Here is a 14,133-nt window from a genome sequence, read left to right on the forward strand (position 1 = left end):
AAACCTCACGTACGGTTTGATGAGGAGAGGCTGGGTTTTGCCCAGCCTTTTACTCTAGTAATGTTTTTCCGCTTCGAAGGGGAAATTTTCTAGATCCAAGGTCAAGGAAGAATCCGTTACAATGATCTTGTAAGCGCTTATTGTTTTGGATAGAGAGAGGAGGAGAGACAGAGATCATGATTACAACCAATCAGATTTATCTCGATCAGACATTGCATAGTAAAGAGGATGTATTTGATTTTATATCTGCGGAGGCAGAGCGTTACAGCATCACTACAAACCGTGCACAACTTGCGGCTGATCTGTGGGAACGCGAACGTGTCTACTCCACCGGACTTCAGGATCACTTTGCAATTCCCCATACCCAGAGTGAAGTTGTAACACGTCCGGCAGTGATGGTCATTCGATTGCGGGAGCCCATTGATTGGGAATCTCATGACGGCAAGCCGGTAAAATATATTTTTGCCATCCTTGTGCCTAAAGGTCATGTAGACGTATCCCATCTGCAAATTATCTCTTCACTTGCCACCTTATTGCTGGAAGATTCATTCAAAGAGGCCATCGCGGAAGCGGTGCAGCCGGAAGATGTATATGCGTTGCTTCATCAATATACGGAAGGACTGGTGTCATAATGAAAATCGTAGGTGTAACGTCATGTATCGCAGGTCTCGCCCATACCCCGATGGCGGCCAAAGCATTGGAGAAAGCAGCTCAGCAACTGGGTTATGAGATCAAAGTGGAACAGCAGGGAGCCATGGGACAAGTCAATAAGCTGACGGAAGAAGATATTGCTGCAGCGAATTTTGTACTGATTGCAGCGGATCAAACGGTGAAGGACATGGATCGGTTTGGCGATAAAAAAATCGTACGTGTCAAAATCGGTCATGCCGTAAGTCAGGCAGAAGCGGTACTAACCAAAGCCGTCGAGGCTGTGAACGCACAAGCTTAACCCCACCTTCCACATGAGGAGAGAGTACGATGAGAAAATGGTTTGGTGAAGCAAAAACACATCTAATGACAGGTATCTCCTATCTGCTGCCGGTCATTATCGCGGGTTCCCTGGTCGTTGCCATCTGCAAAATTATCGCACTATCAATGGGCATTACTGATCTTGATCCGTACAAAGATGGAAGCGGATTCTTGCATATTTTATATCTCGTGCAAAATGTAGGATGGAGCGGCATCGGACTATTGACGATTGTCCTGTCCGGTTACATTGCCTACTCCATTGCTGACAAACCTGCGCTGGCCGCAGGTCTGATCGGCGGGGTGCTGGCACAGCAGACCAACGCTGGTTTCTTGGGCGCATTAATCTCTGGTTTTTTTGCCGGATACATCACCTTGTGGGTCAAAAACAAAGTTAAGATTACAGGTCCGGCCGCTGGCTCGGTACCGTTAATCATTTTACCGCTGATTACCGTAGGTTTAACCGGATTTCTGATGGCAGTCATTCTGGGTGGCCCGCTGGGCGCACTGAATGAGTATCTCATTGCTTGGGTTCAAAACATGAGCCAGAGCGGAACGAATACAGTTCTACTTGCCATTATTCTGGGAGCGATGATCGGGTTCGATCTCGGTGGACCTGTCAACAAAGCGGCATGGATGGCAGGCAACGCCCTGTTCCTATCCGGTGTCTATCTGCCGAATATTTTCATTAACATTGCCATCTGCATTCCGCCGCTTGGTTATGGTCTGGCAACATTGCTGATGAAGAAACGTTTTTCCAAAACCTATCAGGAAGCGGGAAAAGGTGCAGTGATTATGGGCGTGATCGGTATCACGGAGGGTGCTATTCCCTTCACATTGCGTAACCCTGCCAAAATGATTCTGGTCAACATGTTTGCCTGTGCTACGGGCGCTGCCTTGACTGCACTGCTGGGAGCACATATCATCATGCCACCAATTGGCGGCTTATATGGAGCTGTGTCAGTAGGTACCCCAATCGCGTACCTTGCCGGAGGCATTGTCGGCGCACTGATCGTGGCGGGTGGCACCATGTTGGTGAACTTCCGCGATGAAGAAGAGAAACAGCCTGCCAAGACTCAGGAAGCTTCAGTGAAGAAAAACGGGGAAGAAATCGAACTCGTTTTTGACTAAAAGTACATGTTCAAAAAGATCGGTTTTCAGTATCTTGAACAACCTTTAAAAAGCATCTGGAGGGATATAGAGATATGAGTGAGAGAAATCGTACCAAAGTACATGTGATTCCACATACGCACTGGGACCGGGAATGGTATTTTACGACCTCCCGTTCCAAAGTGTATCTCGTCAAACACGTCAAGGAAGTATTGGATGCACTGGAGAATATCGATGGATTCCATTATTACCTGTTGGATGCACAGGGCTCGCTGCTGGATGATTACATCCGCTGGTGTCCCGAAGATGAGGAACGGATCCGCCAACTGGTTTCTGCCAAACGACTGATGACGGGACCCTGGTATACACAGACGGATCAATTGGTGATTTCCAGTGAATCCATGGTCCGAAACCTGTATTATGGTATGAAAATAGCACAAAAGTACGGACATGCGATGAAGGTTGGTTATGTCCCGGATGCATTTGGACAATCGGCACAGATGCCGCAGATCTATCGGGAGTTTGGCATTGAACGTTTCCTGTTCTGGCGTGGTGTCTCGGATAATACGAATCCACATACCGAGTTTACGTGGGAAGGGTCGGATGGCAGTCGTGTATTTGCTGTACAGATGCCATTCGGGTATTACTACGGTGGTAACATTCCGGAAAATGAAGAAGATCTGATCCCTTATTTGGAGAAACAGATTGGTGCGCTGGAACGCAAAGCCTCCACCAAACATATCTATTTCCCCAATGGGTTTGATCAGGCGCCTGTGCGATTGAATCTGCCGGAGTTGATTGAACGCTTCAATGCACTGGATACAGAACGCGAATATGTGATGAATGAACCGGAACGTTTTCTGGCTGAGATCGAAGCGGATAGTCAGGATCTGCCTGTACTTCGGGGTGAATTAATGGAAGCCAAGCACATGCGGATTCACAAGTCCATTTTTTCCACCCGTGCGGATCTCAAGCAACAGAATAACCGAATTGAGAATCTGATTGCTAACACGCTAGAACCTGTACTTGCGATTAGCCATTCTCTCGGACATGACTATCCGCATCGTATTGTGGAGGATATCTGGAAGCTGTTGTTTGAGAATGCGGCACATGACAGCATTGGTGGTTGTAACAGTGATACAACCAATCAGGACGTTGCGTTTCGTTACAAACAGGCCTATGATATCGCACTCAATCTGCTCGACCTGCATATGCGGATGATTGCTTCAACGATACAGCAGGAGGAGACATTTGCGTTCACCCTGTTCAACACGCTACCGTATGTGCGAGGCGGGGTTACTGAGATTGAAGCTTATATTCCGGAAGAATCCTTTGTCATTCGGGATACGAAGGGATGCGAGCTGGATTACACCATTGTAGAAAAAGCAGATCAGACCGATTATGTACTTGGACAACACATTGACCTGAATCCAAGTCGCAAAGTGCATCTGCCTGAACGGGTATATCGCGCCAAATTGCTGGTGGAACTGCAAGAGGTCCCGGCGATGGGTTACACCCAGATTGTTTTTGATTTCAGTCAGGGCGCTACACCTGTTATTGAGCGGCGTAACGGAGACACGATTGAAAATGAACATTTCAGCATTGCGCTGCAAGCAAACGGCACCTTGCAAATTACAGATAAGCGATCTGGCCAAGTGTATGCGGATCAAATGGTCTTCGAAAATAACGGGGATGACGGAGATTCCTACAATTATTCTCCTCCCGAGCGGGATCTGATTGTTTCTTCGGCAGGTAGCCAGATGAGTGCAACGACCACCCAAACGTCTGTATCTCAGACACTATCCCTGCGTTTCACGCTGGATGTCCCCTACGATCTGGAAGAGCGCGCCGCAGGCATCACGTCGGGAGCATTGCCAATGCAAGTGGAGATATCTCTTCGCAAAGGAGAGAATCTGATCCGTTTCCAGGTTCAGGTGCAGAATGAGGTGTTCAGCCACCGTCTGCGTGTCCTTTTTGATACAGGAATTGCTTCCGCCCTATCCATTGCAGATCAACCGTTTGGAGTCATTGCTCGTCCAACCTCATTGCCAGAAGTGGAAGTATGGGAGCGCGAACAGTGGCAGGAGAAACCGATCACTATTGAAGCGATGCAGAGTTATGCCGGATTGAACAATGGTTCGCATGGTATGGCTGTGATGACGGAAGGTGTACGTGAGTACGAGATTATTGGTGAGCAAATGGATACCATTGCCCTGACCTTGTTCCGTACTTTCGGTTTCATGGGTAAGGAAAACCTGTTGTATCGTCCTGGCCGGGCCTCCGGTGAGAAAATTGTGGCTACACCTGATGCGCAATTGCTTGGCGAGCTCTCCTTTACCTTTGGCCTGCATATCCAGACTTCTGGATTCGACGAAGCGAATGTGGCCCGTGCTGCACGTGAATATTTGACACCGATCAGCAGTTATCAGCTATGCGACTTTTTGAATGGACGTCTGATCTTTGCTTTCCGCGATGAGGAACGTGTTCTTGATACAGACTACAGCCTGATGTCGTTCAGCGACGATTCCAACGTGGTGTTAAGCAGTTTCAAGAAAGCAGAGCAGAGTGAGGGTTACATTGTACGTGTCTTCAATCCATATTTGGCGCAGTCTGCAAACGTGAACATACACTTTAATCAACCTGTACATGCAGAGCGTGTATCTCTTGGTGAACAACCACTGGGGCCTCAGCAGAGGTTAACCGATGGAGAAAAGGTCGTTCGTTTGCCGGAACTCGCACATTGTAAATTAATGACGGTACTTGTATCCATATAAGCTGAATTTTAGTTTGACACAATCCTGATCAGAAGGGAGGTCGGATATCGGTATGATTTTTCCAACTAAACGGTTGAAAAAGCTGTTCCACCTCATTCATGGTGAAGGGCATGAACAGGCTTGGACGAGCCAAGCACTTGCAGACAGACTAGAGGTTACGGTGCGTACCATTCGGGATGATCTGAAAAAGTTGGATCATATCCTTGCTGGGCATGGTGGGAGCCTGGAATCCAAGCGTGGGCGGGGTTATTCCATTCGTGTGCATGATGCGAAGCGGTATACTGAGCTGTTGGAGGAACGGAAGGATGATCGGCAAAAAGGTGCGCCAGTACCTGGATCGCCTGATGAGCGTATCCGGTATGAATTGTTCAAGCTGCTTGGTGAACCGGGTCATATCAAGATGGAAGACCTCGCTGATCAGCTGTTTATAAGCCGTGCAACAATGAACAATGATCTGAAAATCATTCGTCAAATTCTGGAGAACTACCAGCTTCAGCTTCAGATCAAGCCAGGACATGGTGTGAAGGTCGTCGGAGACGAGCACAGGTTCCGCTATTGTCTTGCCGAGTACGCCGATGCGCGAGATGAAGAATTGGGACCGGAGGGAATGACTGCTGCACAGGAACGTTTGCTGTATCCAATCGAACCTGCGCACATCCGAGAGATCGTTATTCACCATGTAGGCCAACAGGATGTTCGTATTGCAGATGTGGCACTGAAAGATTTGATTACGCATCTGGCTGTTATGGTACTACGTATTAAGCAGGGACATGAACTGGAGCAATTCGAGAAAGTGGAGGCCAATGTTCAGGATCAGCAACTTGCACAGCAGATTATTCAGGACTTGGAGTCGTTATATTCCATTCACTGTCCAGTTGGAGAGCGAGATTATCTGCTGTTGCATATTGTTAGCAAAAAAATGACCACTACCGATTGGAATGGACTTCGAAGTGACCCGTTATATGTTGCTGTACAGCAGATGCTGGGTCATATCTATGATCGGTACACCTATGATCTGCGTGATGATGAACGATTGCCGAATGATCTGTATGCCCATCTGAAGCCCATGATTACTCGCCTGGAACATGGCATGAATATGCGGAATCCACTGCTGGGACATATACGTAAATATTATCCACTGGCCTATGAGATTACGATCAGTGCAGTGAAACAGCTACAGACATATGTACCTCATGAAATCAATGACAGCGAGATCGGTTACTTGGCTCTTCACATTGGTGCAGCATTGGAACGTAAATACCAGATTCCTCATCGCAAACGGAAATCCGTATTACTCGTCTGTGGGTCAGGATACGGCACAGCCCGTATTCTTGAATCCAGATTGCGTTCTTTATTTGCAGAGCTGGAGGTCTCACGTGTAGTTTCGCTACGGGAGTACGAGGAGATGGGGAGTGTGCCCGAAGATTTGGTCATTTCTACGATCCGGTTACGGGAGTCCAAAGGCAAGCCGTCGGCTGTCATTGCTGCGATTCCATCGGAACGAGACATGGCAACGATCACTCATCTGGTGCGAACCAGTGATGAGCAGGAGGAAATGACATTGCTGCGTTACTTTGATCCAGAGTTGTTTATGTTTCGGTCGGATCAGCCTGACAGAATGACACTTATGGCTGAGATGAGCGGAGCACTGTTAGAGAAGGGAATTGTGACGGAGCAGTTCTGGCCCGCTGTGCAGGAACGGGAAAAGATGGCTTCAACGGCGCTTGGAAGAGGCATGGCGATTCCGCATCCCATGGAGCTGAGTTCAACCCGTACGACCGTATCGGTATGCCTGCTCGAGAAGCCGATTCCGTGGGATGAGGAGAATGAAGTACATGCTGTATTTATGTTATCTATCTGCAAAGAGGATTACGAACAGGCGATGGGGATATATGATCTGTTTGTAGAATTGATCCGGCAGGAGGAGCAGCTGGAAAGCCTGCGATCCTGTGGCAGCTTCGATGCCTTTGCCCAACTTGTATGCGAAACGTTGAGTCTAAAAAGTACCGAAGCGTATTAATATATAAGTTCACTAAGGATAATTCCACTGACACTCCGATGACAGAATAACTTTCCGATCGCTGTTATCCCCCAATTTTTTTAAATTCCCTTTTTGAAAAGGGAAAAAACGTCCTTCATCAGATTTGTCTGATAGAGGACGTTTTTTATTCGTTTACACAAACTATAGATTAGATATGTTTGGAAATGATTTCTTCCAGTCCTTGAGCGACAGAATGCGCCCCTCGCGCCAGATGTCTTTCATACAGATGCAGGCGGACAAAGCTCTCATCCGTACCCATGGCTTCGGAGAATATTCCACTGAGTCCACGAGCGCGGCGATCGATCTGTAATAGCAGCTCCAGCGAATCGCCCATGGGATAGAACAGCACTTCCAACTCATCCAGATGCCCACGAAACTTGTTTGTTGGTACAAATTCGAATTCCTGCACAAATGGCAGATTACCGCCCAGCTTCGGCGCATAGTCATTGGTTACTTCACGGAGCTTGAAACCAAGGATATCAATTGCATCGAGCACGGTGTTCATGTCTTTGCTAGGAACAACATGGAGTCTGTCCCGGTCTGAGGGGTCTACAGCACTTGAAATATCGAGGCCCGTCTCCACCCATACCTCTGCACGATGCAGTGTAATTGGCAGATTTTCTGGGAGGTCAAATGAAAAGTCTTTCTCCAATTTGGCTCCAGGCTGTAAGGTGAAACCTTCGGTGAGCAGATATTTGGCTATAACGGCTGTTTCTTTTACTTTACGATCATCGTGCTCCCGTATGTAATGGGTTTTGATTGAAAGATAGATTCGATCTACGTTCTGTTCCACATCTCCACCTTCAATGTACACAACCCCCGAGATGATTCCTCCAGGCGTGACCTCTGGTGTATGCAATTCCGTATTTACTTTGGCTGCTCCAACACCTACACTGGCTAACATTTTCTTGAAAAATGACATGCGCTCAACCTCCAGATCAGATGGTTTATTATATGGGATACATACGGCTTCGACCTTAATACGGAAGCTGGAAGAGAAGCGTTTCATATTTTAGCAAAGATATATCGTATATCCAAACAGGAGAATCGACTTACCTATGTCGAATGTTTAAATAAAGGGATTTTTTGTCAGGAGGAACTCTATGAGCATGGAATGGTACGATATGATTGCACGACGTAATGGGGGATACAAGGGTAGAGCTTTGTATACGCTGGAAGGTAACACTGCTGAAGATATTTTTGAAAAGCGGTTGATTAAGCTTCTGCCTCAGTATACATCCGTGCTCGATGCAGGCTGTGGACATGGGGAGTTTACGTTGAAAATGTCAGAATATACCGATCACATTATGGGGTTTGATAATTCGGAAGAGATGATAAAGATAGCTCGGAACAGTCTTCATTCAAGCAGGATAACAAATGTAGAATTTGTCTGCGTTAGCACAAAAGAAAAGATGCCATTTGAAGATAAGCAATTTGGTCTGATCTATGATCGCAGAGGTCCAACTTCCATTATTGAGCATGGGAGATTGCTGCAAAAGGGTGGAGTTATGATTGGTATTCATACGGATATAACAAAGGTACGTGAGCGTTTGGAAAGAAATGCTTTTAAGGAGATCAAGATTGAGGAATATAACGAGGCACTTATGATTTTCTCGGATGAAAAAGAGTTTGCCATCTTTCTCTCCGATATCCCGGGAAACCCGGATTATACACAGCCTGAGTACCGGGAACAGCTGGAAGTAAAGCTGAAGGAGAATCAGGTTGATGGTAGAATTGCTGTAAGAGAATGCAAGTATATTTGGCAGGCCATGAGGAGGTGAAGCCGATTGAACACAGAATTTTCAGAACAGAAATATGGTGAAACGGGTGTTAAAACCAGCTTTGAGCAGATGGCTAACGGGGAACAGAAATATAAAATGATAACAGAAGATGGCAGTTACTATTGTAGAACCGTTGCATCTTCCCACGGAGCATGGCAAAACAGTCATGTACATATCAATCTAACGGAGTTTTATGTGGTGCAAACCGGATGGATTGCGTATGCCAGTTATGGAGACGATCAGATGTTTTCGATTCGAGTGATACGTGCGGGAGAGCACATCATTGTCCAACCTGGAATCCATCATAATATATACATGTCTGCACATAGCGCGATACATACCATCAAGCATGGATTGAATACATCCAGTGATTGGACGGCATCACCTGAGTTGGATAGGTTAACTCAATCTTTAACAGAGAAGGAGCTACTCCAGAAGTATGATTAATTAGACGGGAGGATCAGACAGATGCGTAAAAATACAATATTTTGGATTACGGGAGTAACGATAATTCTCTTGGTGACTCTGCTCATATACAGCTATGTTATTCCAAGTGTGAGTGCCCAGGATGTTGTGATGGCAGGCACAATCAGGCAGATTGATACGGATGTAGTTGAGGTAGAGTTAGAGATAACGCGAAAAAGAGAAGACAAGGATCAACATATGGTGTATCCCGTTATCCCTGGATGGGAAGGGGTCACATTCACTGAAGAACAAGATGATGCGTGGTACATGCCTTCGTCTGTTGGCAGCTCCTATCTTGATCAAGTCATTCTGGAAAAGTATCTGAAGGCACAGGGGAAAACCATGAAATCAGCTGATAACCTGATAGGATTTGCGATACCTGATGAGATAGGGAGTTACAAGTTGCGGTTAACGCTCAGATCTTTGGATGGAACGACTCAGCCGCTTGAGAATCCCATGGTGTATTATGTTCACAACGAGCATTTGTTAGGGAAGGATCTGAGTTGGGTTACGAGTGAGAATCTGGAGATCAATAAGGAGTAATCAGAATGATGAATGTATATGAATCGAATGAAATCACTGTACGTTTCTTGGACACAGAAGATGAACAACATCTGGTGAAGTGGCTGTCAGACCTGGAAGTTCTTCAATACTATGAAGGGCGTGATCGGCCGCATGATCTGGAACAGGTGAGAGAGCATTTTTACAATCAAAAAGATGATGCTACTCGTTGTATCGTTGAGTATGGAGGACATCCGATTGGATACATTCAGTTCTATGAGCTTGAGGAAGAAGAACGAACGGAGTATGGTTATGGAGACACGGATGAGATCATCTATGGAACGGATCAGTTTATTGGTGAGGTAGAATACTGGAATAAAGGCATTGGTACACAGTTGATGCAATCCATGCTGGCTTATCTGATTAATGAAAAACAAGCCCGTAAAGTGGTTATGGACCCTCAATCCTGGAACTTGCGAGCGATATCCTGTTATGAGAAATGTGGTTTCCAAAAGATTAAGCTGTTGGAGAAACATGAGCAGCACGAAGGACAGATGCGAGACTGTTGGCTTATGGAATATGCCCTGTAGATCCTGCTTAAAGTTATTTAAATCATGTAAACAAGGAGGAATAATGGATGGATGAAAGATTTCCGATAGGACCATTTGTACACACGGGTGAAGTTACTTTGGCACAACGGGAGAAGTGGATTCAGGACATTGCTGAGTTGCCTGAACGCGCACGAGAAGCGGTAAAGGGATTGAGTGAAGAGCAATTAAGTCTACCGTATCGAGAAGGTGGATGGATGCTCAAACAGGTTATTCACCACATGGCAGACAGCCATATGAACAGTATGATTCGTTTCAAGTTGGCGCTGACAGAGGATACACCAACGATTCGGCCTTATTATGAAGAGCGCTGGGCTGAACTGAGTGATTCAAGAGACCTGGATGTCGAATTCTCGCTTCAGATTCTGGATGCCCTCCATCGTCGTTGGGTGTTTCTGTTAAACGCGCTGACAGATGCAGATTATGCCAAACAATTTTATCATCCCTCATCGGAAGAAACGACAAGACTGGATTACAATCTGGGCATGTATGCTTGGCACGGCAAACACCATGTTGCTCACATCACATCGCTTCGGGATAGATTGGGAATATAGCTATTAGAAATATCTTTTAAGGAGGATTCATCAATGAGTGTACATATCAGACTATTAAATGAGAACGATCCTGTAATCATATCAAAGGCGTTTCAGGAGCAGGGTTGGGGGAGATCCCCTGAGCAGTATCTTCATTACTTGGCTGAACAACAGAATGGGGAACGCGTAACCTTGGTAGCCGAGTTGAATGGAGAATTTGCCGGATACGTGAATGTATTGTGGAATTCCAGCTACCCGTCTTTCAGGGAACAAGGCATTCCCGAAATTAACGATTTTAATGTACTAATGAAGTTCCAGCGCCAAGGTATTGGTTCACGGTTGATGGACCGAGCAGAGGAAGTTATTCTGGAACGAACGGATGTAGCAGGCATTGGTGTAGGTGTGTTTTCCGATTATGGCAAAGCGCAAGTTCTATATGCCCATCGCGGGTACATACCAGACGGTCACGGTGTACACAAACATGATCATTACATTCAGCCGGGTGAAGAAACGATTATGGACGACGATGTTGTACTTTATCTTACGAAGAAGTTAAAAGCCACGCAATAATTTCATAATATATACAATATGAAAGATGTCATGTATATTAGTTGTAAATATCTGTTATGTGTGACTGGCGTAAACGTGGAGTGAACCACGAGGGAGCACATATATTATATGCCGTACGCCTGGGCAAAGTGTTTGATCTTTTGATCAAACACTTTATTTATTATTCAGGGAACGAAAGGACTGGTGGCGGCAATGAAAATGGCGTTTGTTTTATTTGATGGAATGACAAGCATGGATTTAGCTGGATTTTATGAAGCAGTGACTTGGCTAGCGATTCTGAAAGTAAAGGAAAACGTATCATGGACATTCTGCGCAGATAAGGAGGAAATTTCAGATGACCGCGGGCTGAAAATGAAATCCGATGCAGTATTACCTCATCTAGGGGATTTTGATCTAGTATTTTTTCCTGGTGGATTATCAACTAGAACGCTTCGATTTGATGAGGATTTTATGCGATGGGTCCGAACGGCAGAAAATGTCACTTATAAAATATCTATTTGTACCGGGGCTTTACTATTGGGGGCAGCAGGTTTCCTGAATGGAAAAAGGGCTACTACCAACAAATCTGCTTATGATTTATTGAATCCTTATTGTGCAGAAGTGATCTCAGAGCGTGTAGTGCGTGATGGTAATACGGTAACGGGTGCGGGGGTTACGGCTTCCATTGACCTGGGACTATACTTGGTCGAAATGTTAACGTCTACGGAGATCGTCCTTCAAGTTCAACAAAAACTAGAGTATCCATATTATGAAGCTGGTAACTTAAAAGATGTCTATATGCACACTAAGGGTAGGGGATAAAAAGATGACTATTCGCCTTTTTCAAGCGATTGATCAGCCAGCAGTGCTGAAAATGATGACGGATCATGATTTTCAATTCCCTTCGTTTATACGCGATCAGTATCCTGCGCGCTGGGATTTATTTTTAAAAATGACGGATGAACGTATCAGTGCTTATTATGTCATGGTTGACGAAGCAGATGTTGTCATAGGTCATGCTGGTTATATCTTTCATCCTACTGTTAACCGATATGAAATCGTTGGCGTTGTTACATGCAAATCACACCTTCGACAGGGAGTAGCACGTGGACTAATTACAAAAATATGTATAAAAATAGCTGAATTCGGCAGTGGTGATGTCATGCTTTACACACTTGATCATGAAGAAAATGAAGCAGCGCTCCTATTTTATGAACGAATGAATTTTCAAAAAGAAGGTGTTGATATGAACTATTATACCTCGGGGTTTCATAGACTTTCACTTGTTAAAACATTATAAGGAAACTTCAAAAAACTAATTGAAGTGGAAGCATAAAAGTGTACTTCAGTTTAAGTTGCATGGACTTGCAAAGAAAGATGATCAAAAAGCTGTCCTGCATGTTATACTCTATTGGAATTTGAGGAATGATAAGCAGGATGTTAAGAGATTAGATGATCAGAGGAGTGAATGATGCATGTTTAGCAAAGTCGGCCAGATTATGTTGTATGTCAACAATCAGGATGAATCACTGGCATTTTGGACGGAAGTTGCAGGATTCCACATTGTGGATGAAGTAAACCTTGACGAGGGCATGAGATGGATTGAGATTGCGCCTACCGCAGACTCGCAGACAAGCATTATACTCCATGACAAAGAGTTCGTTGAACGGATGTCGGCGGGTGTAAATCTGGGCACACCTTCGTTAATGTTCTTCACCGAAAATCTGGATCAGTTATATGCCGACTTGGCTGGTAAACATGTAACGGTGGGAGAGATTGTCGAGATGCCAACGGGGCGTGTCTTCAACTTTGCTGATAACGAAGGGAATTACTTTGCAGTTTTGGAACGGGCGAAGTAAGTTACAACACAAAACCCCAACAAAAAAACGATCGACATTCATGTCGGTCGTTTTTTTGTTGGGAAAAAGCTTATGTTTTGGAGTAGAAAAACGCAAGAAAAATAGAGAACTACTGGGTAAAAATGTTATAATAGAGTGTGGCTGATTTAACGAAAATGCCGAGGAATGAATAGTCGAAAATGAAGGTTTGAATGGAGCAGTTAAGGAGGAATGTGGTTGTGGAAAAGACGATTAAAAGTGTACAGGATCTATATGATATGCTCGATGCGGATTTCAGATCTGCCAAGCAGTTTTGGGAACCTTTCTATGAGGATCGGAACAGACCAATCCCCTTTTTCCCAAACAAACCGGATGAGAATCTGGTAGCGCATGTGAACGAAGGTGTGCTGAGCGGCGGTAAGGCACTGGAACTGGGGTGTGGCCCGGGCAGAAATGCGTTGTATTTAACCCGCCAAGGATATCAGGTAGATGCTTATGATCTTTCGGAGACAGCTATTGCTTGGGCTAAAGAGAGGGCGGCAGAGGAGCAACTGGACGTGCATTTTGAATGTCGATCTGTGTTCGAATTATCCCCAGAGCAAGAATATGATCTTGTCTACGACTCGGGTTGTCTGCACCATCTGTTGCCACATCAGCGCATTCCCTACATAGAGATGATCCACAATGCACTCCGGCCTGGAGGATACTTTGGAATGACTTGTTTTGCTCCAGGTTTTGGCGATATTGGTGGGCCTGAGATCGTTATGAATGATTGGCAGGTGTATCAAGAGAAGTCGATGCGCGGTGGTCTTGCGTTCACGGAGGAGAAGCTTCGCTACATGCTGGAAGATGGCTTTGAATGTGTGGAGTTCCGTGCAATGAAGTCGCTGGAGCAACATGAACCGTATTTTGGTGTACCTTTTCTCTGGGCCACGTTGTGGAGAAAGAAAAACTCGTAAGAATAGTG

The 14,133-nt window shown here is 45.4% G+C and carries 16 protein-coding genes and 1 riboswitch; of the genes, 15 read left to right on the top strand and 1 reads right to left on the bottom strand.

Annotated features, from left to right (window positions below; genetic code table 11):
* Positions 1-176: 176 nt before the first annotated feature.
* The 5 genes from MHI52_RS08610 (at position 177) to MHI52_RS08630 (ending at position 6,870) form a co-directional block, all read left to right on the top strand.
* Positions 177-632 (top strand): PTS sugar transporter subunit IIA, encoded by a 456-nt coding sequence (locus tag MHI52_RS08610; protein WP_074094220.1) that lies wholly within the window; start codon positions 177-179, stop codon positions 630-632.
* Entirely contained in the window at positions 632-949 is a 318-nt protein-coding gene (locus MHI52_RS08615) for a PTS fructose transporter subunit IIB (RefSeq protein WP_036610328.1), read from the top strand. Before MHI52_RS08610 ends, MHI52_RS08615 begins: the two co-directional genes overlap by 1 nt.
* Before the next feature lie 29 nt (positions 950-978).
* The gene (locus MHI52_RS08620; RefSeq protein ID WP_101314956.1) at positions 979-2,097 is read left to right on the top strand and encodes a PTS fructose transporter subunit IIC; all 1,119 of its coding nucleotides are present in this window, start codon (positions 979-981) and stop codon (positions 2,095-2,097) included.
* Positions 2,098-2,171: 74 nt separating this feature from the next.
* Complete coding sequence (gene mngB / locus MHI52_RS08625; RefSeq protein WP_405158867.1) at positions 2,172-4,850, top strand: mannosylglycerate hydrolase; 2,679 nt, start codon at positions 2,172-2,174, stop codon at positions 4,848-4,850.
* A 52-nt stretch (positions 4,851-4,902) separates the two neighbouring features.
* Complete coding sequence (locus tag MHI52_RS08630; RefSeq protein WP_405158868.1) at positions 4,903-6,870, top strand: BglG family transcription antiterminator; 1,968 nt, start codon at positions 4,903-4,905, stop codon at positions 6,868-6,870.
* Between the two features lie 169 nt (positions 6,871-7,039).
* On the opposite strand, the gene MHI52_RS08635 is transcribed toward MHI52_RS08630, so the two are convergent.
* Entirely contained in the window at positions 7,040-7,813 is a 774-nt protein-coding gene (locus MHI52_RS08635; protein ID WP_074094224.1) for a sporulation protein, read from the bottom strand.
* A 181-nt stretch (positions 7,814-7,994) separates the two neighbouring features.
* Between MHI52_RS08635 and MHI52_RS08640 the strand changes: the two genes are divergently transcribed.
* The 10 genes from MHI52_RS08640 (at position 7,995) to MHI52_RS08685 (ending at position 14,125) form a co-directional block, all read left to right on the top strand.
* On the top strand, positions 7,995-8,672 hold the full coding sequence (locus MHI52_RS08640; RefSeq protein WP_036610319.1) for a class I SAM-dependent methyltransferase: 678 nt from the start codon (positions 7,995-7,997) through the stop codon (positions 8,670-8,672).
* A gap of 6 nt (positions 8,673-8,678) precedes the next feature.
* Positions 8,679-9,119: a hypothetical protein gene (locus MHI52_RS08645; protein WP_339286234.1), complete on the top strand. Its 441-nt coding sequence runs from the start codon at positions 8,679-8,681 to the stop codon at positions 9,117-9,119.
* 21 nt (positions 9,120-9,140) lie between these two features.
* Entirely contained in the window at positions 9,141-9,680 is a 540-nt protein-coding gene (locus MHI52_RS08650; protein ID WP_405158869.1) for a hypothetical protein, read from the top strand.
* Positions 9,681-9,688: 8 nt separating this feature from the next.
* The gene (locus MHI52_RS08655; protein ID WP_076318702.1) at positions 9,689-10,228 is read left to right on the top strand and encodes a GNAT family N-acetyltransferase; all 540 of its coding nucleotides are present in this window, start codon (positions 9,689-9,691) and stop codon (positions 10,226-10,228) included.
* 47 nt (positions 10,229-10,275) lie between these two features.
* Positions 10,276-10,800 carry a YfiT family bacillithiol transferase gene (locus MHI52_RS08660; RefSeq protein WP_036610311.1) on the top strand — a complete coding sequence of 175 codons (525 nt, stop codon included), beginning with the start codon at positions 10,276-10,278 and terminating at the stop codon, positions 10,798-10,800.
* A gap of 33 nt (positions 10,801-10,833) precedes the next feature.
* Entirely contained in the window at positions 10,834-11,349 is a 516-nt protein-coding gene (locus MHI52_RS08665; protein WP_017689739.1) for a GNAT family N-acetyltransferase, read from the top strand.
* A 50-nt stretch (positions 11,350-11,399) separates the two neighbouring features.
* Positions 11,400-11,481, top strand: a riboswitch (ZMP/ZTP riboswitch).
* Between the two features lie 60 nt (positions 11,482-11,541).
* Positions 11,542-12,150: a DJ-1/PfpI family protein gene (locus tag MHI52_RS08670; protein ID WP_405158870.1), complete on the top strand. Its 609-nt coding sequence runs from the start codon at positions 11,542-11,544 to the stop codon at positions 12,148-12,150.
* A 4-nt stretch (positions 12,151-12,154) separates the two neighbouring features.
* Positions 12,155-12,628: a GNAT family N-acetyltransferase gene (locus MHI52_RS08675; protein WP_340983051.1), complete on the top strand. Its 474-nt coding sequence runs from the start codon at positions 12,155-12,157 to the stop codon at positions 12,626-12,628.
* 175 nt (positions 12,629-12,803) lie between these two features.
* On the top strand, positions 12,804-13,187 hold the full coding sequence (locus tag MHI52_RS08680; protein WP_076327101.1) for a VOC family protein: 384 nt from the start codon (positions 12,804-12,806) through the stop codon (positions 13,185-13,187).
* A gap of 191 nt (positions 13,188-13,378) precedes the next feature.
* A complete protein-coding gene (locus MHI52_RS08685; RefSeq protein ID WP_036610302.1) occupies positions 13,379-14,125 on the top strand; it encodes a bifunctional 2-polyprenyl-6-hydroxyphenol methylase/3-demethylubiquinol 3-O-methyltransferase UbiG in 747 nt (248 codons plus the stop codon).
* Positions 14,126-14,133: the final 8 nt, after the last annotated feature.

The organism is Paenibacillus sp. FSL H8-0283 (assembly GCF_045040675.1).
Lineage (GTDB): Bacteria > Bacillota > Bacilli > Paenibacillales > Paenibacillaceae > Paenibacillus > Paenibacillus amylolyticus.

Bases quoted from the DNA above. Each gene is read 5' to 3' on its own strand.
- MHI52_RS08610 (WP_074094220.1), top strand. From the start codon at position 177: ATGATTACAACCAATCAGATTTATCTCGATCAGACATTGCATAGTAAA.
- MHI52_RS08615 (WP_036610328.1), top strand. From the start codon at position 632: ATGAAAATCGTAGGTGTAACGTCATGTATCGCAGGTCTCGCCCATACC.
- MHI52_RS08620 (WP_101314956.1), top strand. From the start codon at position 979: ATGAGAAAATGGTTTGGTGAAGCAAAAACACATCTAATGACAGGTATC.
- mngB (WP_405158867.1), top strand. From the start codon at position 2,172: ATGAGTGAGAGAAATCGTACCAAAGTACATGTGATTCCACATACGCAC.
- MHI52_RS08630 (WP_405158868.1), top strand. From the start codon at position 4,903: ATGATTTTTCCAACTAAACGGTTGAAAAAGCTGTTCCACCTCATTCAT.
- MHI52_RS08635 (WP_074094224.1), bottom strand. From the start codon at position 7,813: ATGTCATTTTTCAAGAAAATGTTAGCCAGTGTAGGTGTTGGAGCAGCC.
- MHI52_RS08640 (WP_036610319.1), top strand. From the start codon at position 7,995: ATGAGCATGGAATGGTACGATATGATTGCACGACGTAATGGGGGATAC.
- MHI52_RS08650 (WP_405158869.1), top strand. From the start codon at position 9,141: ATGCGTAAAAATACAATATTTTGGATTACGGGAGTAACGATAATTCTC.
- MHI52_RS08655 (WP_076318702.1), top strand. From the start codon at position 9,689: ATGAATGTATATGAATCGAATGAAATCACTGTACGTTTCTTGGACACA.
- MHI52_RS08660 (WP_036610311.1), top strand. From the start codon at position 10,276: ATGGATGAAAGATTTCCGATAGGACCATTTGTACACACGGGTGAAGTT.
- MHI52_RS08665 (WP_017689739.1), top strand. From the start codon at position 10,834: ATGAGTGTACATATCAGACTATTAAATGAGAACGATCCTGTAATCATA.
- MHI52_RS08670 (WP_405158870.1), top strand. From the start codon at position 11,542: ATGAAAATGGCGTTTGTTTTATTTGATGGAATGACAAGCATGGATTTA.
- MHI52_RS08675 (WP_340983051.1), top strand. From the start codon at position 12,155: ATGACTATTCGCCTTTTTCAAGCGATTGATCAGCCAGCAGTGCTGAAA.
- MHI52_RS08680 (WP_076327101.1), top strand. From the start codon at position 12,804: ATGTTTAGCAAAGTCGGCCAGATTATGTTGTATGTCAACAATCAGGAT.
- MHI52_RS08685 (WP_036610302.1), top strand. From the start codon at position 13,379: ATGGAGCAGTTAAGGAGGAATGTGGTTGTGGAAAAGACGATTAAAAGT.